General features: G+C 39.5%; 25 protein-coding genes. 13 read left to right on the forward strand and 12 right to left on the reverse strand.

Features of this window, described 5'->3' with window-relative positions; translation table 11 throughout:
* Window positions 1-418: 418 nt before the first annotated feature.
* The gene (gene tolB, locus B9T33_RS03525; RefSeq protein ID WP_171263569.1) at window positions 419-1,702 is read left to right on the forward strand and encodes a Tol-Pal system beta propeller repeat protein TolB; all 1,284 of its coding nucleotides are present in this window, start codon (window positions 419-421) and stop codon (window positions 1,700-1,702) included.
* A 63-nt stretch (window positions 1,703-1,765) separates the two neighbouring features.
* Window positions 1,766-2,335: a peptidoglycan-associated lipoprotein Pal gene (pal, locus tag B9T33_RS03530; RefSeq protein WP_086177568.1), complete on the forward strand. Its 570-nt coding sequence runs from the start codon at window positions 1,766-1,768 to the stop codon at window positions 2,333-2,335.
* A gap of 134 nt (window positions 2,336-2,469) precedes the next feature.
* Here pal and B9T33_RS03535 read toward each other — a convergent pair whose 3' ends face one another.
* Entirely contained in the window at window positions 2,470-2,667 is a 198-nt protein-coding gene (locus B9T33_RS03535; RefSeq protein ID WP_086177569.1) for an NF038105 family protein, read from the reverse strand.
* 184 nt (window positions 2,668-2,851) lie between these two features.
* On the opposite strand from B9T33_RS03535, the gene B9T33_RS03540 reads away from it, so the two are divergent.
* The 5 genes from B9T33_RS03540 to B9T33_RS03560 all read left to right on the forward strand — a co-directional run bounded on the left by B9T33_RS03540 (window position 2,852) and on the right by B9T33_RS03560 (window position 6,139).
* Window positions 2,852-3,826 (forward strand): class 1 fructose-bisphosphatase, encoded by a 975-nt coding sequence (locus B9T33_RS03540; protein ID WP_086177570.1) that lies wholly within the window; start codon window positions 2,852-2,854, stop codon window positions 3,824-3,826.
* Window positions 3,827-3,877: 51 nt separating this feature from the next.
* On the forward strand, window positions 3,878-4,654 hold the full coding sequence (locus B9T33_RS03545; protein ID WP_086177571.1) for a TrmH family RNA methyltransferase: 777 nt from the start codon (window positions 3,878-3,880) through the stop codon (window positions 4,652-4,654).
* Between the two features lie 159 nt (window positions 4,655-4,813).
* Complete coding sequence (locus tag B9T33_RS03550) at window positions 4,814-5,428, forward strand: RNA polymerase sigma factor (protein ID WP_086177572.1); 615 nt, start codon at window positions 4,814-4,816, stop codon at window positions 5,426-5,428.
* Window positions 5,425-5,745 (forward strand): hypothetical protein, encoded by a 321-nt coding sequence (locus tag B9T33_RS03555; protein ID WP_086177573.1) that lies wholly within the window; start codon window positions 5,425-5,427, stop codon window positions 5,743-5,745. The genes B9T33_RS03550 and B9T33_RS03555 overlap by 4 nt, the downstream gene beginning before the upstream one ends.
* On the forward strand, window positions 5,735-6,139 hold the full coding sequence (locus B9T33_RS03560) for a DUF3106 domain-containing protein (protein WP_086177574.1): 405 nt from the start codon (window positions 5,735-5,737) through the stop codon (window positions 6,137-6,139). Before B9T33_RS03555 ends, B9T33_RS03560 begins: the two co-directional genes overlap by 11 nt.
* Before the next feature lie 85 nt (window positions 6,140-6,224).
* On the opposite strand, the gene B9T33_RS03565 is transcribed toward B9T33_RS03560, so the two are convergent.
* The 4 genes from B9T33_RS03565 to cxpE form a co-directional block, all read right to left on the reverse strand.
* Window positions 6,225-8,639 carry a CSLREA domain-containing protein gene (locus B9T33_RS03565; RefSeq protein WP_086177575.1) on the reverse strand — a complete coding sequence of 805 codons (2,415 nt, stop codon included), beginning with the start codon at window positions 8,637-8,639 and terminating at the stop codon, window positions 6,225-6,227.
* A gap of 21 nt (window positions 8,640-8,660) precedes the next feature.
* The gene (gene rbtA, locus B9T33_RS03570) at window positions 8,661-10,478 is read right to left on the reverse strand and encodes a rhombotarget A (RefSeq protein WP_086177576.1); all 1,818 of its coding nucleotides are present in this window, start codon (window positions 10,476-10,478) and stop codon (window positions 8,661-8,663) included.
* Between the two features lie 119 nt (window positions 10,479-10,597).
* Complete coding sequence (gene hda, locus B9T33_RS03575; RefSeq protein ID WP_086177577.1) at window positions 10,598-11,302, reverse strand: DnaA regulatory inactivator Hda; 705 nt, start codon at window positions 11,300-11,302, stop codon at window positions 10,598-10,600.
* Window positions 11,303-11,320: 18 nt separating this feature from the next.
* Window positions 11,321-12,538, reverse strand: coding sequence for a chloramphenicol efflux transporter CxpE (gene cxpE, locus B9T33_RS03580; RefSeq protein WP_086177578.1), 1,218 nt, complete (start codon window positions 12,536-12,538; stop codon window positions 11,321-11,323).
* A 134-nt stretch (window positions 12,539-12,672) separates the two neighbouring features.
* Here cxpE and purM point away from each other — a divergent pair, with 134 nt between their 5' ends.
* The 3 genes from purM (at window position 12,673) to B9T33_RS03595 (ending at window position 15,056) form a co-directional block, all read left to right on the forward strand.
* A complete protein-coding gene (gene purM, locus B9T33_RS03585; RefSeq protein WP_086177579.1) occupies window positions 12,673-13,743 on the forward strand; it encodes a phosphoribosylformylglycinamidine cyclo-ligase in 1,071 nt (356 codons plus the stop codon).
* 9 nt (window positions 13,744-13,752) lie between these two features.
* A complete protein-coding gene (gene purN / locus B9T33_RS03590; protein WP_086177580.1) occupies window positions 13,753-14,394 on the forward strand; it encodes a phosphoribosylglycinamide formyltransferase in 642 nt (213 codons plus the stop codon).
* Between the two features lie 224 nt (window positions 14,395-14,618).
* The gene (locus B9T33_RS03595; protein ID WP_086177581.1) at window positions 14,619-15,056 is read left to right on the forward strand and encodes an META domain-containing protein; all 438 of its coding nucleotides are present in this window, start codon (window positions 14,619-14,621) and stop codon (window positions 15,054-15,056) included.
* A 76-nt stretch (window positions 15,057-15,132) separates the two neighbouring features.
* On the opposite strand, the gene B9T33_RS03600 is transcribed toward B9T33_RS03595, so the two are convergent.
* Together B9T33_RS03600 and sppA are read right to left on the reverse strand one after the other, a co-directional pair.
* Window positions 15,133-15,942 (reverse strand): alpha/beta fold hydrolase, encoded by an 810-nt coding sequence (locus B9T33_RS03600; protein ID WP_086177582.1) that lies wholly within the window; start codon window positions 15,940-15,942, stop codon window positions 15,133-15,135.
* The gene (gene sppA, locus B9T33_RS03605) at window positions 15,939-16,964 is read right to left on the reverse strand and encodes a signal peptide peptidase SppA (protein WP_086177583.1); all 1,026 of its coding nucleotides are present in this window, start codon (window positions 16,962-16,964) and stop codon (window positions 15,939-15,941) included. Before sppA ends, B9T33_RS03600 begins: the two co-directional genes overlap by 4 nt.
* 128 nt (window positions 16,965-17,092) lie before the next feature.
* Between sppA and B9T33_RS03610 the strand changes: the two genes are divergently transcribed.
* On the forward strand, window positions 17,093-18,076 hold the full coding sequence (locus B9T33_RS03610) for a lysophospholipid acyltransferase family protein (protein ID WP_086177584.1): 984 nt from the start codon (window positions 17,093-17,095) through the stop codon (window positions 18,074-18,076).
* A gap of 10 nt (window positions 18,077-18,086) precedes the next feature.
* Here B9T33_RS03610 and B9T33_RS03615 read toward each other — a convergent pair whose 3' ends face one another.
* The 3 genes from B9T33_RS03615 to B9T33_RS03625 all read right to left on the reverse strand — a co-directional run bounded on the left by B9T33_RS03615 (window position 18,087) and on the right by B9T33_RS03625 (window position 22,542).
* Complete coding sequence (locus B9T33_RS03615; RefSeq protein WP_086177585.1) at window positions 18,087-20,534, reverse strand: DNA internalization-related competence protein ComEC/Rec2; 2,448 nt, start codon at window positions 20,532-20,534, stop codon at window positions 18,087-18,089.
* A gap of 96 nt (window positions 20,535-20,630) precedes the next feature.
* On the reverse strand, window positions 20,631-21,314 hold the full coding sequence (gene lolD / locus B9T33_RS03620; RefSeq protein WP_086177586.1) for a lipoprotein-releasing ABC transporter ATP-binding protein LolD: 684 nt from the start codon (window positions 21,312-21,314) through the stop codon (window positions 20,631-20,633).
* Window positions 21,307-22,542: a lipoprotein-releasing ABC transporter permease subunit gene (locus B9T33_RS03625; RefSeq protein WP_086177587.1), complete on the reverse strand. Its 1,236-nt coding sequence runs from the start codon at window positions 22,540-22,542 to the stop codon at window positions 21,307-21,309. The genes lolD and B9T33_RS03625 overlap by 8 nt, the downstream gene beginning before the upstream one ends.
* Window positions 22,543-22,568: 26 nt before the next feature.
* Here B9T33_RS03625 and B9T33_RS03630 point away from each other — a divergent pair, with 26 nt between their 5' ends.
* The gene (locus B9T33_RS03630; protein ID WP_086177588.1) at window positions 22,569-23,138 is read left to right on the forward strand and encodes a PilZ domain-containing protein; all 570 of its coding nucleotides are present in this window, start codon (window positions 22,569-22,571) and stop codon (window positions 23,136-23,138) included.
* Here the strand turns inward: B9T33_RS03630 and B9T33_RS03635 are convergent.
* Window positions 23,135-24,049 carry a DMT family transporter gene (locus B9T33_RS03635; protein WP_086177589.1) on the reverse strand — a complete coding sequence of 305 codons (915 nt, stop codon included), beginning with the start codon at window positions 24,047-24,049 and terminating at the stop codon, window positions 23,135-23,137. The genes B9T33_RS03630 and B9T33_RS03635 overlap by 4 nt on opposite strands.
* A 2-nt stretch (window positions 24,050-24,051) precedes the next feature.
* Entirely contained in the window at window positions 24,052-24,543 is a 492-nt protein-coding gene (locus B9T33_RS03640) for a YaiI/YqxD family protein (protein ID WP_416202578.1), read from the reverse strand.
* A 265-nt stretch (window positions 24,544-24,808) separates the two neighbouring features.
* On the opposite strand from B9T33_RS03640, the gene B9T33_RS03645 reads away from it, so the two are divergent.
* Window positions 24,809-25,741, forward strand: coding sequence for a hypothetical protein (locus tag B9T33_RS03645; RefSeq protein WP_086177591.1), 933 nt, complete (start codon window positions 24,809-24,811; stop codon window positions 25,739-25,741).
* The last annotated feature ends 467 nt before the right edge of the window (window positions 25,742-26,208 follow it).

Consider the following 26,208-nt stretch of genomic DNA (forward strand, 5'->3'; position numbering starts at 1 on the left):
ATTCAAAATAATAAAATGTAGCCTAAAGCCATATCACAAGCTCCATCTGAATTATGAAATGAAGAAGTTACAAAGATAAAATTTAAATCAGAAAAATTTTGATCGTGTTTTTCCGAGAATCTTTACGCTCGCTAGCATTCATTACAGAAAGCTATCAATTCGTTTTTAAATTTTCTAAACGCTTGATTCAAAAATTAAATTTACACTCGATAGAATTATCATTTTCAATTCAAATTGTGATTTTGTCTTCATCACTTTTAAGATAAACTTCAGCAAAACCGAATAAAATCTCTGCATTTTTCACAGTGTTATAACAGTTCAGTCATATTTTCATGCTTTTAATAATTCAAAATCATGCCATTATGTGACACAACCAAATATAGACAATAACTCACATTTTTAGAGTAATTAGCGAATGATGGAAATGACGCGTAAACATCTACTTTGCTTAGCAATTATGACTACCTTGAGCCCAGTTTTAGTGACCCAAACCCATGCACAGCTGCATCTTGAAATTACCAAAGCACCTGAAGCTGCACCTAAAATTGCGATTGTTCCATTTAGCAATGATGCCAACATTTACCCAGTAGTAGAAAGTGACTTAAATCGTTCAGGTAAATTTACCAGCGCATCTAAAAACTTGCCTGCTACAGCTGCAAATAACACTCCAAATGCAGAAGCATGGCAAGCAGCGAATGTACCTTATGTTGTTACTGGAACATCTAAAACCACAGCAGATGGGTCGACTGAAATTCACTATCAACTCTATGACGTAGAAAAAAAACAATACCTACTCAATGAGTTACTCACGGTGCCCACTTCACGCTCTCGTCAAGCAGCACACATGATCAGTGATGCCATTTATCAAGCATTAACAGGTATTGCTGGTGACTTTAGTGGTCGTATTGCCTATGTACTGCGTAATGCTGCAACACCAGATCAACGTTATACCTTACAAATTGCCGATACCGATGGTGAACAACCACGCACGATTTTAACTTCACGCGACCCGATTTTATCACCTGCGTGGACGCCTGATGCCAAAAAGTTGGCTTATGTCTCTTTTGAAACCAAACGCCCTGCGATTTACATTCAAGACTTAGCAACTGGTAATCGTGAAAAAGTTGCAAGTTTCCGTGGTTTAAATGGTGCGCCTAGCTTCTCTCCAGATGGTAAAAGCATGTTGTTTACTGCATCAATGCATGGCAACCCTGAAATCTATCAAATGGATTTACAAACGCGCCAACTTCAGCGTATGACCAACGATACGGCGATCGACACAGAAGCACGTTATGCACCCGATGGTAAATCATTTATTTTTACCTCTGACCGCGGTGGTTCTCCACAAATTTATAGCTACAACTTGAGTTCTGAAAGCACGAAACGTCTGACCTTCCGTGGTGCATTTAATGCACGTGGTACTTTGAGTGCTGATGGCAAAAAATTAGCACTTGTTCATCGCCCAAGTGGCAGTAACTACAAAGTAGCAGTGCAAGACATTAACTCAGGCGTGACCAACATATTAACGCCAACCAGTTTAGATGAATCGCCAAGCTTCTCACCCAATGGGCAAATGGTTGTTTATGCAACTCGCGAAGGCAATCGCGGTTTGCTTGCAATCATGTCACTGGATGGTCGTTTCCGTATGAATCTTCCAAGTGAACAAGGTGAAGTACGTGAACCTGCTTGGGCTCCTAAATAAGCACTTAATGTTTTATTCCACTATTTTTTACCAATATCACAATGAACCGTCATGGAGATTAAGATGAACGCTGTAAAATTATTCGTACTTCCTGTTTTAGCAACAGCCTTAGTAATGACTGGCTGTGCTAGTCGTAAACCTGCTACTGATCTTCAAGCAGGTCAAAATCCATCTGGCTCAACCTCAGTCAATACTTCTGGTTTGAGTGAAGATGCTGCGCTAAATGCTCAAAATCTTGCGGGCGCATCGTCTAAAGGTGTAACTGAAGCAAACAAAGCATTTTTAGCAAAACGCGTTGTTCATTTTGACTATGACAGCTCAGAATTAACCAATGAAGACCTTCAAACCCTTCAAGCACATGCACAATTTCTCGTTGCAAATGCTAACTCTCGAGTAGCTTTAACTGGTCATACAGATGAACGTGGTACGCGCGAATACAACATGGCGCTAGGCGAGCGTCGTGCTAAAGCCGTAGAAAGCTTCCTTGTTACTACGGGTGTAAATCCAAACCAACTTGAAGCAGTCAGCTATGGTAAAGAAATGCCAGTCAATGCAGGTCATGATGAAAGTGCTTGGAAAGAGAACCGCCGCGTAGAAATCAACTACGAAGCTGTTCCACCACTGTTAAAATAATTCTGCATTTTGCATAATAAAAAAGCACTCAACTTTGAGTGCTTTTTTATTAATGAAGAAATATTTTGATTTCATCTTAAAATTCAATCTTGATTGATCCAAAGTTTGAACTAAGATGACTGAAATTAAGGAAGTTATGCGCCCTCTTTTGGTTGTTCCGCATCTTCTTTTTCAGTTTGCATAGATTCAATCAGATCATGCTTATTGAATTTTTTGTATTCGGATTTTGCTTCATAGCCACTCCACGCAGCTTTAACATTGTCCGAAGAAATCTCATCTAAATTCAATCCTTCGCTCGGTGTCGGAGTCGCATCAAATTTTTTTGTGGTCATTGTTGTGCTCCCTGTCTTTCATTTTTTGATCTCCCTTCAACATAGCATGTTATTCAGGACATGCAAGGGTAAAATCACGGCAAATAGTCTAGTTTAATTTTTCTTTTGTCTCGTTCTCATCTAAAATGTTGCACAATCACGTTTTTATCATTTTTGATAAGTTTATATTTGGAGTTTTCCTGTTATGTCAAATCTCACCCTTTCCCAATTTCTACAACAACAAAGTGGCAACTTAACACCAGCACTTGCACAAGTTATTGAAACAATTGGTAATACATGCAAAGACATCGACCTTCTTTTACAAAAAGGTGCGTTAGCTGGTGTATTGGGTAGCGCGCAACATGAAAACGTTCAAGGTGAAGAACAAAAAAAATTAGATGTTATTTCAAATGACTATTTAATTGATGCTTTAAAAGTACATCCACATGTGGGTGGCTTAGCATCTGAAGAACTCGATGAATTTACGCCTGCACAAGAAAATGGTGATTATCTTGTTTTGTTTGACCCGCTAGACGGTTCAAGTAACATCGATATCAACATGTGTGTCGGTACAATTTTCTCTATTCTTCCTGCAAAAAATGCAGTAACTCAAGCTGAAGACTTCATGCAAGCTGGTGTAAACCAAGCAGCTGCTGGTTATGTACTCTATGGCCCATCAACAATGATGGCTTTGACTGTTGGTGCAGGCGTTGTCTTCTTCACTTTTGATCCAGAAACTAAAGAATTCCTATTAACCAAAGATGCCATTGCTGTTGCTGCTGATACTAAAGAATATGCAATTAACGCATCAAACCAACGTCATTGGGAAGAACCTGTAAAACGTTATATTGATGAACTTCTTGCAGGTAAAACTGGACCACGTGAAAAAGACTTCAATATGCGTTGGGTAGCGTGCATGGTGGGTGATATTCACCGTATTCTTTGCCGTAGCGGTATCTTCATGTATCCATATGACTTTAAAGATCCGAAAAAAGCGGGCCGTCTACGTTTAATGTATGAAGCAAACCCAATGAGTATGCTTATGGAACAAGCAGGTGGTGCATCAACTACAGGTCGTGTTCGTATTCTAGACATTCACCCCTCAGAACTTCATCAACGTGTGCCAGTGATTATTGGTTCAAAAAATGAAGTAGAACTCGTAACGTCTTACCACAACTAATTTAATTTTTTAATGAGAGTCAGCTGACTGACTCTCATGGATATCTCCCTCATGGCGCTGATTTACCTAGAATCAAAAGACAACCCTAAAATCAAACACTTACGCGGTTTAATTGAGCAAAATACCTATCGTAAAAAACAAGGTCAAACTGTTTTAGAAGGTACGCATTTAGTATTGTCTTGGCTTGATTCAAAACAACCGATTAAATCAATTTTCACCACTGAACAAGCGATTAATCACGCAGATTTTGACCGTATTGCTGAACAGTATACGGGTGCAGTATTTATCTTAAGTGAATCTCTCTATAAAGATATTAGTACTTTGGGTACTTCTCTTGCTTGCTTGGCAATTGTTGATTTACCAACGCAACGTGATGCCCTCAATTTCAGTGAAGACACATTAATTTTGGATAATATCCAAGACCCTGGCAATGTAGGTACGCTTTTACGATCTGCAGCAGCTGCGGGTATTGAACAAGTGGTGTGTACTAAAGGTTCCGCTTCATTGTGGTCTCCACGCGTTCTTCGTGCAGGTATGGGTGCGCACTTTTCATTAAATACTTATGAAAATATAGCACTTGAAGATATTTTGACTAAATTCAAAATTCCTGTATATGCCACCAGTTCACACCAATCAGAGAATTTGTATTCTAAAAACTTACGCCAACAATGCGTTTGGATTTTAGGTAATGAAGGTCAAGGTGTTTCAGAGTATGCGTTAAAACATGCTCAAGCCATAGCAATCCCGCAACCGGGTGGTCAAGAGTCATTAAATGTGGCCATTGCTGGTTCGATCTGCTTTTTTGAAATGGTTCGCCAGCGTCAGTAAAATCGTTAATTTATTTTATTTCGCGGCAACCCTACAGAAAAATAGATTACACTAGAAAAAATAATAATCTTTTTGTCAACCTAACCATTATTTCCAGCGTTATTTGTATATGAATATGGAAATAATGGTGGGTATCCAATGACAGGATTCTCCATCCCTATGGATTTAGCACCCAAACAGTCTGAGACGAAAAACAGCAGTGTTCTTAAGAGCACGGCAGAGTCTCGTCTGAAAAACTTCATGCATGAAGTGACGGGTCGTGCATTAGTCATGATGGAAAGTGCAACACACGGTCAACATGGCATCGCAATGGACTTAGTGCAAGAAGCTTTTATTTCATTGCATAAAGCCTATGCTGAAAAATCGACGGAAGAATGGTATCCCCTGTTTTATACTATTCTGAACAATAAGTTACAGGATTGGCGTCGTAAAGAAGCACGACGTTCACAACCATTTTCCTTATTCAGAAAAGTTAGTCTTGATGACGATGAAGTCGAAGTTCAGGATGTTGTAGATGAATCAACGCCCAATCCTTTCGACTTCTTAGATCAAGCAGTTACTGCAGAAGAAATTCAAAATGCGATTGCAGAACTTCCAGTCCGCCAACAGCAAGCATTTATGTTGCGCGCTTGGGAAGGTTTTGATACGCATACAACTGCAGAAATTATGAATTGTTCCGAAGGCAGTGTGAAAACACATTACCACCGTGCCATTCAGGGTTTACGTACCGCTTTGGCACATTTGAATCCACATATGGGAGGGTCATCCGAATGAAACAAGATGATTTCTTAAAACAAGTAACTTCCAAACTTGATGGACTCGCACAACATCATAAAGACAAAGCCACTGTCATGAACAACGTGCTTGAGGATATACATCAACGCGAAACGTCACGCTATGGTTTTTGGAAAATGTCAGGCTTTGCACTTGCTGCCGCAATTGCAGGTTTTATTGTTTTACCAAACGCGACTGTGCTTGATGAGAAACCACAAAATCAAGTGATTTCTACCCCTAAGCTTTCTCCGCAAATGGTAGAAGATCTTGAAATGTTAATGGTTTTGGGTGAGGACAAAGTTCCACATGGCAGCTAAAAAATTAGCAATCGCTTTCTGTGCATTCAGCTTCCTGCAAACCAGTTTTGCAGGATTTGACCGTTTTTGGATTTTTTCTAAAGATGCCGATACTCAAGTCAATGAAACTTGGGATTCTTTGTCTGAAGCAGAACAACAAGCGTTGATCAAGAAATATCAAACACTGAAAGAGATTCCATCTAACCAAAGTATCAGTTTACAACAACGCATGGATTGGTTTACCCAATTGCCTGATGCTGAAAAGCAACGTATGCGTGAAACTTGGCAAAAGATGAGCACACTTGAACGTAAAGAGCTTGCAACGCGTATGCAAAAAGCCAGCCCAGATGAGCGCTCAGCAATTCGTGATGAATATATTAATAAATATCTTCAACCTGTGATCGTTTCTCATTAATAGTGTCCCTATTGTTTCACTTTTATTAAGCTGTTAATACACATAAAAAAGCCTCTAAATTTAGAGGCTTTTTTAATATTTAAGATTACTTTTTACTACGGTGTCGATATACACCTAATCCCATCAGAGCCAATAATCCAAAAATTCCCATTGAACCACCGCCGCCACTCGAAGATGTATTGGTATTTTTAGCCGTATTTTTTAAGGTAATAATGGCATTACCAGATTCCAGACCATCACTATCTAAAACACTATATTGCACTGGATAATCAAATTGACTAAAAGCATTTTTTACAGAGAAAGTCACTTTTCCACCATAGCAAGTTTCTCGTGGATAGCTTGCTGGACACGGTCCACTCAATTCTGCTTCAAAATTTAAACCTGCTGGAATTTTAGAAAAACGTATTGGAATATCCTGACCAGCTTCATTCTGATGCCATAGCTTTTTGCCAACTGGCAGACTTGCAACTGGACCATCCCCCTCATCATTCGCATTTTCAATAATATTATTTACTGTAATACTTAGATCATTGGATGGACTGATGCTGTATTCTGCGACTTTTGCTACTGGTGCAATATTTTTAAAAGCAACACGCACAATCCCTGAAGATTCCGCTTGGCTACCTGTCTTTTGTTTAAGGGTATATTTGCAGAAACCATACTCCGTAGGTGCTGTTGTCGCACCACTGGCACGATAGATCACAATCTGCTTGATCCCGGCATCCCAATCACAATGTAAATCATGTGCAGGATTGCCCACAATACTCGCCTCACCTGTAGTCGATATAGTTACGGATGAACCAATACCAATTGGAGAAGCGGTGACCGTGTAGTTATCTGTATTTAAGGCAATTTGACGTGTTTCAGCTGTACCATCCACATACTCTTCTTGAGGAAGCGATTCTTTAAAAGGGTCAAAATAAACTGCACGGTATTTCAGATTGTTTTTCAATGCGGCTAAAACAGCTTGGTAATTATCTAAATCATACTGATTGGCAATTTTGTATTCTTTAAACTCTTCGTCATCAATATCTTTTTTCAACTGATCAATTGTGTTTTGATATTTATCCTGCAACGCTGTTAATGATTCATTGTTAATATCTGCCATATCTGCAGCAGTCAAATTCATTAATTCAACCGAACCAATGTCACAAGTATTACGTTGACCCGGATTTAGCTGCAATGTTCCGTCTGTAATACGTAAAATACCGCGTTGATCAGCTGTACTACAACCATCCATACCGAGATTAAGCAAACTGAAACCACCACTGGCTTTCTTTGGATAATACAAGGGTAAATATAAATTGTATGCCGACTTCGCCTGCAAACCACTGAGTAAAGTACTCATTGCATAGTTGGAAACATCGTAATTTTTGAGATATTCACTCGCGTTATTCAGTACACTTTCAGGTAAATCACACTGTTCTTTCGCCAATTCAAGCGCGTTATAAATCGTAACAAAGGTTTGCCCATTATCAGGAACTTGGTTATTTAAATAACGGCACGACTTGCCACCCGTATTGTAGGCAAACAGGTTAAAATACCACGCCTTACTTCCATTATTGTCGTAGTAATAGGTGCTCGCTGCATTATTTTCAACAATCGTATTACTGGTCAAGATAAAACTAGAAAAGGCACTAAGCCGATCAGTTCCATCTGAAATCGCACGAATAATACTCCCCGAAGCTGGATTTGCTTGGTTCTGTGCAATGGTGTTCGCGGTTAGTTCTACTGTCGTGCGCCCACAAAAGTCAAATACACTATTTGTTGTTGCCGAACCATTTTGGATAATACTACTTTGTTGAAAGGTAATTTCAGGCAGTGTATCACCCAAATTACCAATGCAATCCATAGCGACTACACTGCCTTTGGGAGCTTTATTTCCTTTAATAAAGCTACTGGTAATGAGCGTCTTCTTCGCCATATTATGGGCAACGGCATAAACAGCACCACCCGCAACTTTCGCTTCAGAATTTTCAATTGCACCATTATTTAAGCTAAAAGCGCCACCTAAATATACTGCACCACCCAAATCTTGCGACATACCGCCAGTTAAGCGTACATTGTTCACTACGAAATTCGCTTCGGAGCGCGAGGTATTGAAAATACGTGATTTACCTTGCGCATTAATAGTCGATTTAATATCTTCATACGCAGGGTATTTTTGAGTCAGTAAATTTTTAGCGTCATAATTAAAACGACTCTTACCATTAATCACAATCTGATTTTGTGGGACCAATTCACCCTTGTTTAACAGGTATTCACCTGCTTCAAGTTGAATATAATCCGTCTGACCATTTGATGCATTTCCGACAGTACATCCACCATAAGCTTTATTTTTTCTAGCTGTTTCAATTGCTTCACGCAAAGAACATTTATTTAAGTTTTCACCATCTTCATCATCAAACGTTGTGACATTGATAACTTTACTTGTTTCTGCCATAGATGACATAGCCACGAGGACCATGACAGCCAGCAATCCTTTTTTATAATTTTTCATTTGCTGTCCTTAAACGATAAATCAAGGCGATTTCTTAAAGCGACGAAATCCAACTAAGCCCATAAGAGCGAACAATCCTGTCCACCCAATTGCCCCACCCGATGTTTTTACGGTTTTACTTTCCATTTCACCAGTTGGTTCTTGCACAATACGAACTTCGGCTGCTAAATAATTTTTTGCCGAAGTATTGAAGCGTGTTGATGACGTTACTACGCGTAGCTCAAAAATATCTGCACCATGCCAATTACCATCTGGCTTATATTCAAAATCGCCATTTAAATTGAGCGTGAAAGTCCCTTTTGAATCCGTAGTTTGTTTTAGAATTGGGCAGCCATCCTGCCAAGGCTTACCTGTCGGATTTTCCATGCCCATGACTTTGGTACATTCTTCTTTTGGAATTAAGTCACTATCGCCTAATGAATCTAAAATATTAAATTTAGCTACTTCGCCAACTTTAATGTCTTGTCCCAAACGCGGCATACTCACAGGTACTACAATTTCAATAGCACCACGGTCGCACCATACATCATCTAAATTACGCGTTTTACCACGTTGGTCTGAACCTTCACAGTAAACATGATGTGTATTACCATCTGCTGTGGTTTTACCCTTATTTAAAATTGGGCTTGCGAAAATTGTTGCATAATCCAACAAAATACGTGGACGCAAATAACCAATAAAGGTTTTGTTCGGTGTATTAAATGGGCAGAAAACTGAAGTTCGATCTTCCGTTAAAGTCTTACACGTCCCTTCATCTTCACCAGCCAATAGACTATTACCAGACCAGACATCATTCAAATTTGCGACTGGCCCGACTGGACATCCCGTACCTACCAAGTTGTTATACAACACACTTTGATCTGCACTGCTATCGACAATTTTACAATCTTGCGCAGTTCCGCCAAGGTTGTTGCCAATTACGACACTATTGGCAAGATAACCATGTTCAGAAGTTGTATTAAATTCAATACCACCACTATTTTTAACCACAGTAATATTATTGAGTGCTAATCCATCGCGAACATTAATAGCAAAACCTTTATTCTTAAAGAATGTGCTATTCGCAATGACATTTTGTGGATTTGCAAATGTTAACTTCGAGATATCAGCGATGCCATTTGCGTTAAAAACAATGGCACCACCGGAACTACTTTCATTGCCTTTAAACAAAGAAGTATAAATTTCATAAGCAGGTGCTTTTGAATAGATTGCACCACCCTCTACGGCTTTATTGTTTTCAAAAATAGTTGTGCGGATATATAAGCGGCTTGCTGAACCAACGCCATCTTCTGAAAATCCTTCATTGTAAATAGCGCCACCAAAACGTGCGTAGCCATCCTGAAATTTAACATTTTCTAAAGTTAATTTTTCGTTGTTATATAAGATGCCGCCTTTCTCAGCACATTGATCTTGCTTACAGCCTTTAAAGGTAATTTCCTTAAAGTTAACTGCAACAACACCATTATCGTCATCATTAATATTAAAAATTTGATCTTTACCTGTCATTTCAATGACGGCATTATTTAAACCCAGCACAACATCTTCATTTACATTACTGTCATATACAGTTTTGATGTTCAACTCAGCTTTAATATCGATTTTTTTTTCTAATTTGTAGACTGCGTTTTTTGCTAAAGAGACAGATGCATATGCGTCTTTGCCACCACAACCATTATATCCGGCTTCTGGCATGCCATTGTTGATATATTCGATTGCTTCACGAAGAGAACATTCCTTGTCATCTTTAACGATATCTTCCGTAGTCGTTACAGTTATTTCAGCGCTAAATGCATGACCTGCAACAAGCAGCATGCCTACGCCTATGCTCTGTTTGAGCATATCCATCTCCTTAAATTTTTTTTACTTTTTATTCTTTTAAGTTGCACAATCCTTGCAACATTAAAATATTTTTATGTACTTTGTCACAGCTTGAGTAATTACTCAAGAATTTTTATTGCTTACCGATATTCATCAATTAATGCAAATATTTGTCTTAAATTAGCATTACTCAGCTTTACTTTTTCGCCTTTCAACATCTGAATCAGTTGCTCTAAAGAACGTAATAGAATCGAAGCTTGATGCGGTCCATGTGCTAACAAATAATCTAAAATTTGTTGATCCATGTGTATGCCGCGACGTGCTAACACAGAAGTGACCAACGCTTGTCTGTCTGCATACAAGCTACCATTAGGCACTTTTACGCTCACCGCTTGAGTGAGGCGCGATTGTAAATCAGGTAATTCTAGTTTTAGTTCAATGGGTGCAACACGCGATGAAAAGACCAGTTGCCCACCTTCCTCATTATTATAATTAATCAGGTGAAAAACAGCTTTTTGCCAATGTGGAACACCACTGATGGCTTCAATATCATCGAGTGCGACCAAGTCAAATTGATCGAGTGAGGTAATGGCTTCTGTCGGAGCATCAAGCAACTCAAGTAAAGATACCTGAATTGCCGATTTACCAATTTCTAGATATGAATCACAAATGGCGGAAAGTAGATGGCTTTTGCCTGTCCCTGCACCACCATAGACATAGAAGCGATTCATTAATCCCGCATGTAACTGACGAACACCGTCAATCACATGTCCCCAACTCGGCCCAGAAAAATCACTAATCCGGGCATCGAGTTGAGGTTCTATATCTAACTGCAATTGACGCATATCTATATTTTTGCCTTATCAATCTTTTTTATCTGATTGTCCAATGTTACTCGAAATTTCAGGATCTTGCAGTCCATTTCCAGAATGATTTTTCAGCTCTACATCGACAGAAACATCATCTGTTTCAACTGTCACAGTTCCAGTCGCTGCATCACTCATGATCAGCACCTCTTTTCGATATAAGTCACTCTTTTCATAGTTTTCACGTACATGGCGCAGTAAAACCACAATGATTGCGGCAACAGGTAATGCAATCAACATACCGAGTAAACCTGCCAACTGAGCGCCTGCTAACACGGCGAAGACCACTGCGACGGGTGAAAGACCTATTTTATCGCCTAAGAGGAATGGTTGAAGGATATAACCTTCTATTGCTTGACCAATTAAGAACACAACAAGGACTAACGCCAAATGCACCCAATCTAAGCCAAATTGAAATAAACAAGCGATGATCGCCGAGATAATACCCACCGCAAAACCTAAATAAGGAATGATACTCGCCAGACCTGCGATCATCCCAATAATGATTCCGACCTCTAAGCCAATCAATTGTAAACCAACAGCATAGACCACACCCAGTAAGAACATCACTAAGAATTGACCTTTCACAAAAGCACCTAAAACTTCGTGACATTCACCCACAATCGTTAAAGTGCTTTTTTCATATCTAAGTGGGATGAGACGACGCATACTGTCCAACATACGCTCCCAATCCAATAAGAAATAGAATGCAATAATTGGAATTAATACAATTGTGCCACCGATTTGGATAAAGTTCAGACCCGATTGTGCAACTTTCAAGACCATCGCTTGAATACTGTCTGCACTGTAATTGGTTTGAATATATTCCATGATTGCAGCAGACATTTGTTCAGTGTCAATTTCCATAGGCACTAAATTAAAAGTACTCGACAACCATGGCAGGAAGGTGTAATTCACCCAATGAATATTGCCCGGAATGTTATTTTTAGCGTACATCAACTGTTGCCAAACTAACGGCACCAGATACCACATAGCCAGGAATATAACCACACCAATGCCAACAAACACAAAACTAATGGAAAGCCAGCGAGGCAAACCTATTTTGTGTAATTTATCGACGAGAGGACTAAATAAATAAGCTATTAAAAAAGCACCAATGAAAGGCACAACGACTGGTTTTAGCAGGTAAATAACCCAGAGTATCAATGCTATCCCAGCAAGTATAAAAATTCGGCGCAAGGTGCGATCACCCATACAAAGTCACCTTTTTTCAATGTAATCGTTATAGAAAAGAAAATATTTGAATAAAGATAACATTTTAGTGCGAAATAGCATAAGAGTTTCGCATATTCAGGTTATAATCCCCGCGCGAATGCGGAGACTTCATTATGAGCAACTCAACTTCTACCCCAAACACTGGTTTAAGCTACAAAGATGCAGGTGTCGACATTGAAGCGGGCGACGCGTTAGTCGATCGTATCAAATCCGTCGCTAAGCGCACAAAACGTCCTGAGGTTATGGGCGGTCTAGGTGGCTTCGGCGCACTTTGTAAAATTCCTAAAGGTTATGAAGAACCTGTTCTCGTATCTGGCACAGATGGTGTTGGTACAAAATTACGTTTAGCATTGAATTTGAACCGTCATGACACAATTGGTCAAGACTTGGTTGCAATGTGCGTAAACGATCTTCTCGTATGTGGTGCTGAACCACTATTCTTCCTTGATTACTATGCGACTGGTCACTTAAATGTCGACGTTGCTGCAAATGTTGTGACTGGCATTGGTGCTGGTTGTGAACTTGCAGGCTGTGCATTGGTCGGTGGTGAAACTGCTGAAATGCCAGGTATGTATGAAGGTGAAGATTACGACCTTGCAGGCTTCTGTGTAGGTGTCGTTGAGCAAAGCAAAATTATTGATGGCTCTAAAGTTAAAGCGGGTGATGTCTTAGTTGGTGTAGCATCTTCAGGTGCACATTCAAATGGTTACTCATTACTTCGTAAAATCTTAGATGTTAAAAATGTTGACATGACACAAATTGTAGATGGTCGTCCACTTGCAGACACTGCAATGGAACCAACGCGTATTTATGTCAAACCAATTCTTCAACTGTTAAAAGAAGTTGATGTGCATGCGATGGCACACATCACAGGTGGTGGCTTACCGGGTAACCTTCCACGTGTACTTCCTAACGGTGCTCAAGCTGTAGTAAACGAAGCGTCTTGGGAATGGCCTGAATTGTTCAAACTACTTCAAAAAGAAGGTGGTGTTGAACAATTTGAAATGTATCGCACATTTAACTGTGGCGTAGGTATGGTCTTGGTTGTTGATGCTAGTGATGCTGACAAAACTGTTGAATTACTCAATGGTCTAGGCGAAAAAGCTTTCACTATGGGTCACATTGCAGACAACGCTGAATCAGTTGAAGGCGCTGACGAAAAAATCCGTGTTGTTTTCGCATAAGCCACACAGATGATTAAAATTGCTGTCCTCGTTTCAGGCAGCGGAAGTAACCTCCAAGCCCTGATAGATGCCAATCTGTCAGGGCAAATTGTTGGGGTTATTTCCAATAAACCTGATGCCTTTGCACTACAACGTGCAGAGAAAGCACATATTGCGACTGCTGTAATTGAACATAAGCAATATCCAAGTCGTGAAGCCTTTGATGATGTTATGCATCAGCAATTGCTCGACTGGAATGTTGATTTAGTGATTTTGGCAGGCTTTATGCGTATTTTAAGCGCAAAGTTTGTCCATGCATGGGAAGGGAAAATGCTGAACATCCACCCTTCTCTATTGCCTCACTATAAGGGTATGCATACTCATCAACGTGTCTTAAATACTGGTGATGTCATGCATGGATGTACTGTGCATTATGTTACGGCTGAACTTGATGCTGGCCAAGCTTTGGCGCAAGGTGTACTAAAAGTCAATGTACATGATGATGTCAATACACTGGCTAACCGAGTTCATGTGCTAGAACATGTGATCTATCCACAAGTCGCAGAGTGGATTTGTAATGGCACCATTCAACACACGGAACACGGTGTTTTATATCGTGGCGAGCCTATGCAACAACCTGTTCAATTCTGTAAGTTCGAAGTAACTGTATAACTCAACAATCAACGCATCTTCGGATGCGTTTTGTTTTTTCAGTACCGAATAAAACTCTATTTAAAGCTAAAATCCATTTTTGCAGAATGTTCAACTTTATGATGAATGTGTATTTTTTCGTTAAATGAAAGCTTTTACCACCATTAAAACACTAAGCTTATATAGCACTTAGAAGTCCTTATAAATTTAGAAATATTACATCCCTCAAAAGTGGAGAAAATCATATGTTGAAATCCATCGCACTCACGACTTGTGCATGCATCACATTGGGTATGGTCGGTTGCGCAACTACATCAAATCCAGCCACTGATCGTAATTTAGATAAATTGCAAAACAAAAACTGGGTTGCGAGTGAAATTCAAGGCGTTAAGCTTGAAGCTAACCCTGCAAATTCAAACGTACCTACCATCGCTTTCGACGATACTCGTGTCAGTGGTTCAGATGGGTGTAATCGATTCATGGGCGGCTACACCGTGCAAGACACAAAAATCCAATTTTCAAACCTCGCTTCAACACAAAGAGCGTGTTTGACTGCAACGAATATTCCCCAAAGTTTTAACCAGGCATTAAGCCAAGTCACCCATTATGATGCCTCTAAAGATCATTTGAAATTTTTAGACACCAATAACAAAGTCGTTTTACAATTTGAAAATGTGAAATAAATTTTCAACGTTAAATGTTTTGTTTATAAAAAAAGCACTCCAAAGAGTGCTTTTTTAACATCATCATTTTTAAGATTTAATGATGAATCTTGTGCAATTTAAGTAAGTCTTTGATTGTTTCCACCGTCTCGACTGGGCGCTCCAATGGAAACATATGACTTCCCGCAACGACCTTAAATGGGATCCCAAATTTCTTTTCTACCATTTGTGGAAACTTACGCGGTAAAAATGGTCCTTTTTCAGCAATTAATAATTGCACTGGCATTTGCGGTTTCGCATGTGGCAACCACCATAAAGATGGATTGGTTCGGAAAATGGCAACCTCATCATCTCTTGAGATGGTCAGCTCTACCCCACCACGAACCTTATCATCCATCAAGGCGTAGTCTATATAGGCTTGAAAACAGTCTGCATCAAAAGCTTGATAAAAACCTTTTGGACGAAGCAGTTCAGCCGCTTGTTCACGACTTTCCCAATGATCCCGACGGCGTTTTGATAAACCCGCAGGTGACATTTTATCGACCATTTTGAGTTTAAACATCTTCGCTATATGTAAAGCAAAAGACTCTTTCCCCATAATCATGGGAGGATCAATCATCAGTACTTGTTCAAACAATTCAGGACGCTGCAAAGCGGCCTGAAACGTCAAAACCGAACCTAATGAATGTCCCAGACCAATGACCTTTCGACCATTCGCTTGTCGAATAATGCTATCAATGACTTGTTGCGTCAGGCTTTTCCAATGGTTATCGATTGGATAACGCTTGTCAGGCCCAAGCAAAGGTACATAAATCACATCATACTCATCACTCAATAGATCAAAAAGCTTTTGATATACCCGTGATGGCACGCCATTGGCGTGCGCAAAATGAATTAAAGGTTTCATTGTAACTTGGTTGTATTTTCAGATTGAACTTGTTGCGACAAAGCACTCGCAAAGCCTTGACCAATTGAACTTCCCATACGTCCTAGCACAGAATCAAATGGACTATATTCAATCGTGTAATTCACCGCTTTTTCAGTTTTAAGTTCACGTTTCAAGGTATTTAAACTACCTGTACGATCTGCAATACCCAATTTCACAGCTTGATCCCCTGTCCAGAATAAACCTGAGAAAATAGCAGGATCAGTCGATTTCAATTTCTTACCACGACCTTCTTTCACAGCATTGATAAAATGTGCATGCACATTATCTAACACACCTTGCACATGCGCTTTTTGAGCAGGATCAACAGGTTGAGTCATCGATAATATCGCTTTGTTTTCACCTGAAGTCATTGTGCGGTCTTCAACACCTAGTTTTTGCATCAGTCCATTTACACCATAATTCGGCATAATCACACCAATTGAACCAACTAGACTTGATGGATTAACAATGATTTCATCCGCTGCTGAAGCAATATAGTAAGCACCTGAAGCACCTGTATCACCGATAATTGCATAGAGCTTTTTATCCGTATGCGCTTTTTTCAAGTACTGAATTTCTTGCCAAATTTCATCTGACTGAACAGGTGAACCACCCGGTGAATTGATGTTAAGTACAATCGCTTTACTTTGCTTATTTTCATAGGCTTTTTTCAAAGCTTTAATTGTATTTGTACTATTCACGCTTTGTTTATCCGCGGCAATCGTACCAATAATATCAACAACAGCAATATGTGAACCCGCGGTTGCGGTTGGATCTGTAGAAGAAGAACTACAGCTTTTCGCCATCGCAATAATAATAAACAGCAGGTAAGCAAAGGTTAAAAATTTAAAAAATATTCCCCAACGACGCGCTCTGCGTTGTTCTTCAACTGAAGAAAGAACTGCTTTTTCTAAAATTTTCCATTCATTTCCAGTTGGCTGCTGAATATTATTTGAAGAAGCCTGATGTTTTTCTTCAGGTTTTGGTGGCCATTCGGACATATAAAAAACCTTGTTCATCGTAAATTTGTTGTCATTATATACACGCTAATCGCTAAATCTGTCTAATCAATTCATTTTCCCCTATAATTATTTTAAATTTTCTTTCATTCGCATCAGACTCAGACAAGATGACCGACCAAAATTCACAGGACACAACATACTACCTGTTAAAATTTATAAGCCGTCAACCGATTCAAATTGCTCGGTTAATTGCAAAAGGTTTGGCTGGGTTAGTGAATATTTTTAAAATTTCAAAAACATCTTCAACGATTTTGCGTAATTTAAAAATTGCTTTGCCTGAACTTTCAGATGCAGAACGCCACCAGTTAACCAAACACGCTATTCGTAACGAACTGATCTCTTATTTTGAGTTTTTCAATATTTGGGGAGCAAGTACCCAAACCAACATTCAACGAATTCACAAAGTTTATGGTGAAGAACACCTGCATGAAGCTCTACAGCTTGGTAAAGGAATTGTTTTAGTCGTTCCGCATTTTGGGACATGGGAAATCATGAATGCATGGATTGCCCAATATACCAAAATGACCATCATGTATAAGCCGGTAAAAAGCGAATCTGCCAATAATTTTGTCCGTGCGGCACGTAGCCGTGAACAAGCGACATTGGTTCCAACCGATGAGTCTGGGGTGCGTCAAATTTTCAAAGCCTTAAAGCAAGGTGGTACGACCGTTATTTTACCTGACCATACCCCAAATGCTGGTGGGGAAATGATTCCCTACTTTGGCATCCCACTTAAAACCAGTAATTTAAGTGCCAAACTAATTCAAAAAACCAAAGCACGTGCTTTATTGCTTTATGCGCTTCGCGATGATGATCATGGTTTTGAGATGCATATCGAGCCTATTGATGAAAAAATTTATGAAGGCACTGCCAATGCAGGTTCTGAAGTTATTTTCGAAGCAGTTGAAAATTTGATCCGTCGTTATCCAGAACATTATCACTGGAGTTATAAGCGCTTTAAAGCCAATCCTAAACTTCGCAATATTTACAATGTTAGTGATGCAGAAATGACTCAACGTATCCAAGCTGTACGTGAAGAGTACGTAAAGGAAACTCAGCTTCAAAAGGAAGCGTTAATTCAAACACATTAAATTAAATGCACTATTGCGCCATTGGATTACGCAGCAACCATTTAGATTTCGATCGTTCCTCTGTGAATTTAATGTCTTGCTGCTGTTGCAAAAAATGAATGCTGCCACTGTTCGCAGTTTGTAACAAGGGAATACCTAGCTGTTTTAATCTTGCTTGGGTTAATACAGCAGGATGCCCATAGCGATTAAAACGTCCTGCAGATGCAATGGCTAGTTTAGGCTGGAAATGCTTTAAAAAGGCGTAAGCTGAACTGTGGTGACTACCATGATGTCCCAAAACCAAGACATCAACTTTCAAATCTGGATAATGTTGCAAAATTTGATATTCCGTCTCCCAGCCTGCATCTCCCATAAGCAGAAAATTTTTAAAGCCTGTACCATCCTTGACTGACACATACATGACGCATGAGCTTTCATTGGCATTTTGAGCAGCTTGATTCAACTGCTGCGGACTGGGCGATAAAAATTCAAAAAAAACTTTATTTTCCCAATTCCAGCCCTGTCCTTGTTGGCAAAAACTTTGTGGTGAAGCATTCTGCATCTCCACTTTAGCATTGCTATAAAGTTGATCTATGCTTAATTGCCCTTCTAATGAAAAGAAACCACCACTATGATCCTGATCAAGATGTGTGAGCACCACTTTTTCTAAATGATGCACCCCTTGCACAGATAAAAATGGTCGAATGATGTTCTTTCCGACACTAAATTTACTTTCATCATAATTGCCACCAAAATCTACCATCATGCTGTGCTGACGATATTGAATGAATATTGCCTGCCCCTGCCCAACATCTAGTACCGAAAGCTGAAATTCATGCTGTGGTTTAAAAGGAAAGACCACTGCCAATAATGCAATGGCTGCCCATAGCCTTGGTGCAATCCCTTGGGGTAAACATGCGATGAGAATCGCTAAGATCAATAAACCTAGCTGCCAAGCATTCAACGCAATATCGCGCATTTGTGTCGCAAATATTCGATCTAAACCATATAGAAATAGATGCAGTATTTCCAAGCACCAATCATTTAATTGAAAAAGCACTTGAGCAAAGGGTTCGGAAACAAAAGTACAGAGGGCTGCCAAAATATCGAGTGGTACAACAACTAAACTCAGCCAAGGAATCGCAAATAAATTACTAACCGGTGTAATCCAAGAAATTTGTTTAAAGAAAATCACCATTAATGGGAACAGCGCCACAAAAATTTTCCACTGCGATTCAACCAATATTTTTAAAGCGGTCTTTATGCGCTGCCAATGGCTTTGATGCAAACTCTCATTCTGCGTCTTTTTAAGCATTTGATAAATCCTGAGCAAAACAAAGCATGCTCCATAGGACAGCCAAAAAGCAGCAGATAAAATACTAAAAGGGTCAAATAGTAATAATAACGCTGCACTATATATCAACAGTTGCAATGGCCGCATCGGTTGCTGTAACAGCAACATGCTACAAGCCACAACACACACGATTAGAGTTCTGAGTGCTGGAATTTCAAAGCCTGTAAAAGCGCAATAAATGAGTACACAAACCCAAAAAGGCAAAATTAATAGATATTGTTCAGGGCACTTTAAATATACTTTTGGACAAAATTTACGAAGACTTAACTTAAAAAGTCCACAGACCATCATGGCAAAAACCAATACATGTGGCCCTGAAATTGCCAATAAATGACTCATACCAAAGCGCTGAAATAACTGACTGGTTCCGTAATGTAATAAGCTTTTATCCCCTGTTAATAAGGCCAATAGCAAACCATGATTTCTTAAGGGTTGCTGATGTATAAATTCACGAAGTGCCAAGCGTTTAAGTTCTATCTGAATATGTAAACGATGCAACCATGATTGATGTGAATCATAATGTTGTGTGAAACCGAGTGTAAGAATTTGATCTGGACTGAGTTGCTCAACAAATTTAGCAGATAACGCCACATGAATATTTTGCTGTAGATTCCATTTTTCTTGGTCAAAAGCACCTGAGGTGACATAGCTTTGGCTGGGCTTCAGTTGCCCTTTTATTCGATAATATTGTCCCGGTATCGGTTCAGGAATGTTATCGATTTGCCCATTTGAACCCTGCGGCCAATAAACTGTGAAATATTGGGGCTTTGGATTGTGACTGAGTACTTCGACTCTTTGCTGTATACCTTGGTCTTTAAGTTGGCTAATTTGCGCGACATAGACAATAACTTCCCTTTGGCTCGTCTGTTGCACAATCAATGCTAAACGCTCATCCAGCTGCGTATTGGCAAAGCTAAAGCCCAAAAGCAGACCTAAACTGAGATTAGCAATAACCTGAAAAGTTTTTAGATGAATACGCTCAGGTCTTTTGAAAACACAGCGTTGGATTATTTGCCAGAGTATAAATAGACCAATCACCCAGCTTATGGCTAAGGATGGATTCCAGAATGTTGATCCCATTCCAGCAATACCCACGATCCATCCCACACAAAACCATTGCAACATGTTTTAATCTTTATTGTTATTCTTTGCGCGCAATAATAAAGCCCACCGGGGTGAGCTTCAATAAAACAATCTTAATCCACCATTGAAACGTGAGGTTTAATCGTCAACCCAAAGACCGTCTTGCATATGTAATATGGCATCGGCAGATTGCGCCAAATACTCATCATGGGTCACGATTAGCATCGCCATATTGAATTCTTTACGCAGTTCAGACAATAACTCAAAGATTTTCACCGCAGTTTTACGATCAAGGTTCCCTGTCGGTTCATCAGCCATCATCAGTTTAGGCTTAGCCACCAAAGCACGCGCTAGAGCGACACGTTGACGTTCACCACCAGATAATTCACCGGGTTTATGCGTCAAACGATGTGACAAACCCACACGCTCAAGTAGATATTCCGCTTGCTGCTTTACTTCTTTGAAGTTACTTGATTTACGTAGCATCAATGGCATCGCTACATTTTCAAGCGCAGAAAATTCAGGGAGTAAATGATGGAATTGATAAACAAAACCCAGATGTTCATTTCGAACATAACCACGTTCCGCTTCACCCAAAGTGTCAAAACGACTGCCATTAATAAACACTTCACCTGAACTTGGGCGCTCTAAGCCACCCAAGACATGCAGTAAAGTACTTTTACCTGAACCACTTGAACCGACAATCGAAACAAACTCACCCGCTTTCACCTGAAGTGATAATCCACGGATGACATCAACAGTAGATTTACCATCGGTAAATGACTTTGTGATGTTACGAGCCTCTAAAACTAAATTACTCATAGCGCAATGCCTCAGCGGGTTGAACTTTGGCAGCACGTAAGGCTGGGTAGATGGTCGCAACAAAACTTAAGCCCAAAGACAACGTTACAATCACCACCACATCTTGCCATCTTAAATATGAAGGTAAGTAGTTAATAAAATAGGCATCAAACATATTGAGTCCCAACGTATTGTTTAACCAACCAACTAAATTACTGATACTTGATGCTGCAATAATTCCCAGAATCGCCCCAGAAACCGTACCAATGACACCGATCACAGTACCTTGAACCATAAAGATACGGGTAATCGTGCCTGGAGATGCACCTAATGTCCGCAGAATAGCGATATCTGATTTTTTATCTGTTACAACCATCACCAATGAAGAGACAATGTTAAAAGCTGCAACCAATACGATCAGGAACAATAGTAAGCTCACCATTGCCTTTTCCATTTGAATCGCGCTGAACAAGTTGCCGTGAGTATAGGTCCAATCTGAAGCATAGAAATTTGCAGGCAGATCACGCACAATTTCTTGTGAAACCTGTGGTGCGGCAAAAATATCATCCAGTTTCATACGAATGCCTTGTGCACCGTCTGGAAGTCGCAATAGTGTCGATGCATCATTCAATGCGACATAACCCATCATTGAGTCAACTTCCGCACCAATGCTGAAAATACCCACAATTTTAAAACGCTTAAAGCGTGGCACAACCCCAGCAGGTGAAGGTGTCGCCTCTGGCAAAACTAAGGTTACGTTATCATTCAAACCGAGTCCGAGTGCATCGGTCATCTGCTTGCCGAGCACGATACCAAATTCACCTTTTTTCAGGTTATCAATACTGCCTTCCACCATATGATCTTGAATGATTGAAACCTTTTTTTCATATTCAGGTTCAATACCACTGACCATAATGCCCGAAACTTGCCCTTGAGCTGTGAGCATCCCCTGCAACTGCGTAAATGGAGCTACGCCCTGCACATGCTTATGTTGTTCAATTTTTTTTGCAAGTTCTGGCCAATTTGTTAAAATTTGTGTTGAAGAAACAGTAGCTTGAGGTATCATTCCCAAGACACGAGTTTTCAGCTCACGATCGAAGCCATTCATTACAGATAAAACGGTAATTAGGACTGCTACACCTAGGGTGAGGCCGATCATGGACACCAAAGCAATAAAAGAAATAAAGTGGTTACTGCGCCGTGCGCGAGTGTATCTCAACCCTATATACAGCGAGATTGGTTTAAACATAACCATCTAGTCCGAGGTAATATATTATGGAAAATATACAGCATCAAAGCGTTCCAACTGAACGCCGTGTAATGTCGCGTATCGATGCTGCTTTGCGCATTAACTATCAGATTATCTCTGACGATGTTGCACTGAATGATCCTTACGATCCTAATTTTGTATTGCCGCGCTATTTTCTACTACTTGCTGAATTAGATCAATTTGATCATGCACTCAACTACGAATTAGAACAATTAGCTGAGAAAGATCAACAAATTGCTCGAATCTTATCCTTATTTAACCAAAAGTTAAACCTGATTACGGGCTCTTTGTATGACGCAATTGTACAAAGCATGTTACCAATACCTGAACATGTCAATTTTTCAGAGACAGGTTTAAGCTTTTTCAGCGAAAGACCGATTAAAGAAGGTACTTATATCCACGTGACCTTAAGCCACCCTGAAAATTTCTTCCATATCGCTGCAACAGCACAAGTGGTCTACAGCCGTGAAGAAGAAAATAGCCTATATCGTACAGGTGCGTATTTTATCACGCTGCTACCGCAAGACCGGGTCAAACTTGCTGAATGCATTGCATTAACACAAAACAAAAACTAAGGTTTTGTTGAGCCTATTTTCCGGGCAAGCTCTCGACTTGCCTTAAAATCCTTATAAAAATAGACAAACAAACCAGACAATAAAATCACAGCACCCACAACAACCAATATGGTTAATTTTTCATTATTGAGTATTGCACCAAACAACATTGCCAACATCGGTGTCATTACCGTTGTTAAAGATAAAGTCGTCGCCTTAATATTTTGCACCAATTTAAAATAACAAAACATTGCCACCAATGATGCCATGATCACGGCATAAACAAGTCCAAATAAAGCTTTTGCTGAAGGTATATGTGCTGGCATGTCTTGCCAAATAAACGGCAACATACATAGAGAAAAAAGTGCTGAAATTAAAATCGAGCCTGTAGCTTGAGACATCGGTTCTAAAGGTGCATTAACCTTTTTCACCCAAAAGATAGACGCGCAATACACACAAACACTGACTAACATCATCGCAATCCCAATGGGGTTGATATGATGATTACTTCCACCTAAGCAGATGATCGCCAGTCCTGTCACCGCGATACACATACCCATCCACTGTAAACGGTGCAAGTGCATTTTAAAAAAGAACCGTCCAATCAGTCCTGTCATAATCGGTGCTAAACCAAACATCAATGCAATCATGCCTGAGCTTAAATATGCTGTAGCCATGTAAGTAAATATTTGCGAACCAATAAAACTAAAAGCCCCTGCCAAATAACTCAGCATGGACAGTTTATCCATGGGTAATTTATTTTTAAACAGAAACAACAAAGCAACAGCCAATGGCAATGCTAAAAAGAAGCGTAATGCCAAAGCCCAGAACGCATTAATATCACTGACACTCCACACAATTGCTAAAGGTGTAGTTGACCAGATAAAAATTAATAAGGCATAGGTGGTTGCCAAATTGGCTTTAGAGGGCATGTTTATGGCTTCTGTGCAGTTTTACGTTTTTGCTTTTGAATGGTTTGATCCAAGCTACTGGAAAATTCGCGTTTATCACGTTCAGAAATCGGTGCTGGTCCGCCTGTTTGCACCCCTGCGCCGCGCAATGTATCCATAAAATCACGTAAATGTAAGCGTGCTTTGACATTGGCGGTGGTATAGATTTCACCGCGAGGATGGATCGCAATGCCGCCACGCTCAATCACTTCAGCAGCCAAAGGAATATCTTGCGTCATCACAATATCGTTTTCTTTCATGCGCTGGATGATTTCCTTATCTGCCGCATCTGCACCACTCATGACCTGAATTGAGTTAATCCGCATTGAAGGCGTAATTCCAACATTTTGATTAGCCACGAAAGTAACTTCTAATTGATAACGGTCCGAGGCACGAATAATCACATCACGTAAAATGCGTGGTAACGCATCTGCATCCACCCATAATTTAAATGGCAGCACTGATTTTCCATTCACTTTTAAACATGACTCATAGTAACAAATCTACATGACAATTTGGGGATCTGCTCATTCTGAATGGATCTACATTTCTCTAATAATGAGAATCGAAAAGCTGCAAAATGTACCTAGCTTTGGCCAATCTTCCAAAACTTTTACATTTAAATCCTACTGAAAACATTTTTTATGCATGATTTCATGATAAATATGAGCTTGGTGACTTGAAAATTTCAAATAACCCTCGATTTATTATATAAACCCAACCCAACAATCAATTGTGCATATGAAAAAACAAAATAGCCCTGAAATTATCACTATTGAAGATCAAACTTTTGGTAGTCACGTTGAACATTGGACATTGCTCACTGGCAATCCAACGACGGATGTGCCAGTTTGGCTGGGTCAGGCGCTCGATGCACCGATTATGCCTATGGGCTTATGTGCACAAGAAGCCGATATGGATCAAACCACTTGGCTGATTCAAGGTCCGTCTAAAGCAGCAATTCAACTGTGCCAAGTGATTGCCGTTGAAAACAATAAACCTAAAGCTGTTAAAACCGCCTTTCCAAGTTTTGATAGTCCATATAAAACCAAAGCCACCATTGAACGAATTATTACCTGTAAATCCAATACCCAAGCTGTACTGTGTTTAGATTTAGGTGCAAATACCAGCGTCTATGCTTTTGACAGTTTATATAGTGTTAACCATGATCAATACGAAAAAGATGCCACTTATAGTGTGCAACTCAATGCATGGGCCTATGAACTCGAAGCTGTCGCTGAACATGAACAATTGGTGGTTGATGATCCTGCATCGATTAAGCATCACCGCGCTTTAAACGATATATTAGCAGCTAATAATGGCGTTGCCCCTGCTGACGTACATGAACAAATCAAAGCGTGGCAGCCAAAATCTGAAGATGATAAAGCGCCTGTAACCGTCGATTTTTCTCAAATGGTCGCTTATCTATATGGTGAAACATTGGGGCAGGAAGATGAAGCATGGTTCCAAGGGCATATTGTGGGTAAAACCAGTATGCAATTTAATGATCAAGAATACACACTCTATGATGTAACCTTAATTCATGAGGAAGATCAAGAAGCTGTGATTCTTCGTGTTGCAACGCGCAACCCTGAACATAAAGATTTTGCAGTCGGTCAATATATTCGTGGTAACCTGTGGATACAGGCGAATATTTATGCAAAAACTGCTTAATTTAAATTCAAAAAATTCACTTTTATTTAGAAAACCGTCACTCTGGCGGTTTTTTTATATCTCATTAAAACGATGTATTCACTCATGATTTCAATCATTGTATATATTTTATCCACAATCACTCTATTTTATTCTATTTTTAAATTCAATTTATAATCACTTATCCACAATATTAAATTCAAAATTTACACTTAAAAATAATATAGGAAATTAAATACGATTTTTTAAAACATGAGAAAAATAAGGCACATATCTCAGTTTTGAAAGCATATAAAGTAGTTGCGTAACTTATTTTTAAATAAATTAAATAGTTTGGTAAGTTTACCTAAGATAGTACTTTATTTAATCAAATATTTATGTTAAAAATGCGATTAAGAATATAGCTATTAGCGATAAATAGATCGGAAAGAATATCTATGAAAGTCGTGCAAGAAGAAAACTTAGCGCAAGTTGAACATCAAATGGAA

This window comes from Acinetobacter sp. ANC 5054 (assembly GCF_002135295.1).
GTDB lineage: Bacteria > Pseudomonadota > Gammaproteobacteria > Pseudomonadales > Moraxellaceae > Acinetobacter.

Excerpts from the sequence above, each read along its gene's own strand:
- tolB (WP_171263569.1), top strand. The coding sequence starts at position 419 with ATGGAAATGACGCGTAAACATCTACTTTGCTTAGCAATTATGACTACC.
- pal (WP_086177568.1), top strand. The coding sequence starts at position 1,766 with ATGAACGCTGTAAAATTATTCGTACTTCCTGTTTTAGCAACAGCCTTA.
- B9T33_RS03535 (WP_086177569.1), bottom strand. The coding sequence starts at position 2,667 with ATGACCACAAAAAAATTTGATGCGACTCCGACACCGAGCGAAGGATTG.
- B9T33_RS03540 (WP_086177570.1), top strand. The coding sequence starts at position 2,852 with ATGTCAAATCTCACCCTTTCCCAATTTCTACAACAACAAAGTGGCAAC.
- B9T33_RS03545 (WP_086177571.1), top strand. The coding sequence starts at position 3,878 with ATGGCGCTGATTTACCTAGAATCAAAAGACAACCCTAAAATCAAACAC.
- B9T33_RS03550 (WP_086177572.1), top strand. The coding sequence starts at position 4,814 with ATGGATTTAGCACCCAAACAGTCTGAGACGAAAAACAGCAGTGTTCTT.
- B9T33_RS03555 (WP_086177573.1), top strand. The coding sequence starts at position 5,425 with ATGAAACAAGATGATTTCTTAAAACAAGTAACTTCCAAACTTGATGGA.
- B9T33_RS03560 (WP_086177574.1), top strand. The coding sequence starts at position 5,735 with ATGGCAGCTAAAAAATTAGCAATCGCTTTCTGTGCATTCAGCTTCCTG.
- B9T33_RS03565 (WP_086177575.1), bottom strand. The coding sequence starts at position 8,639 with ATGAAAAATTATAAAAAAGGATTGCTGGCTGTCATGGTCCTCGTGGCT.
- rbtA (WP_086177576.1), bottom strand. The coding sequence starts at position 10,478 with ATGCTCAAACAGAGCATAGGCGTAGGCATGCTGCTTGTTGCAGGTCAT.
- hda (WP_086177577.1), bottom strand. The coding sequence starts at position 11,302 with ATGCGTCAATTGCAGTTAGATATAGAACCTCAACTCGATGCCCGGATT.
- cxpE (WP_086177578.1), bottom strand. The coding sequence starts at position 12,538 with ATGGGTGATCGCACCTTGCGCCGAATTTTTATACTTGCTGGGATAGCA.
- purM (WP_086177579.1), top strand. The coding sequence starts at position 12,673 with ATGAGCAACTCAACTTCTACCCCAAACACTGGTTTAAGCTACAAAGAT.
- purN (WP_086177580.1), top strand. The coding sequence starts at position 13,753 with ATGATTAAAATTGCTGTCCTCGTTTCAGGCAGCGGAAGTAACCTCCAA.
- B9T33_RS03595 (WP_086177581.1), top strand. The coding sequence starts at position 14,619 with ATGTTGAAATCCATCGCACTCACGACTTGTGCATGCATCACATTGGGT.
- B9T33_RS03600 (WP_086177582.1), bottom strand. The coding sequence starts at position 15,942 with ATGAAACCTTTAATTCATTTTGCGCACGCCAATGGCGTGCCATCACGG.
- sppA (WP_086177583.1), bottom strand. The coding sequence starts at position 16,964 with ATGTCCGAATGGCCACCAAAACCTGAAGAAAAACATCAGGCTTCTTCA.
- B9T33_RS03610 (WP_086177584.1), top strand. The coding sequence starts at position 17,093 with ATGACCGACCAAAATTCACAGGACACAACATACTACCTGTTAAAATTT.
- B9T33_RS03615 (WP_086177585.1), bottom strand. The coding sequence starts at position 20,534 with ATGTTGCAATGGTTTTGTGTGGGATGGATCGTGGGTATTGCTGGAATG.
- lolD (WP_086177586.1), bottom strand. The coding sequence starts at position 21,314 with ATGAGTAATTTAGTTTTAGAGGCTCGTAACATCACAAAGTCATTTACC.
- B9T33_RS03625 (WP_086177587.1), bottom strand. The coding sequence starts at position 22,542 with ATGTTTAAACCAATCTCGCTGTATATAGGGTTGAGATACACTCGCGCA.
- B9T33_RS03630 (WP_086177588.1), top strand. The coding sequence starts at position 22,569 with ATGGAAAATATACAGCATCAAAGCGTTCCAACTGAACGCCGTGTAATG.
- B9T33_RS03635 (WP_086177589.1), bottom strand. The coding sequence starts at position 24,049 with ATGCCCTCTAAAGCCAATTTGGCAACCACCTATGCCTTATTAATTTTT.
- B9T33_RS03645 (WP_086177591.1), top strand. The coding sequence starts at position 24,809 with ATGAAAAAACAAAATAGCCCTGAAATTATCACTATTGAAGATCAAACT.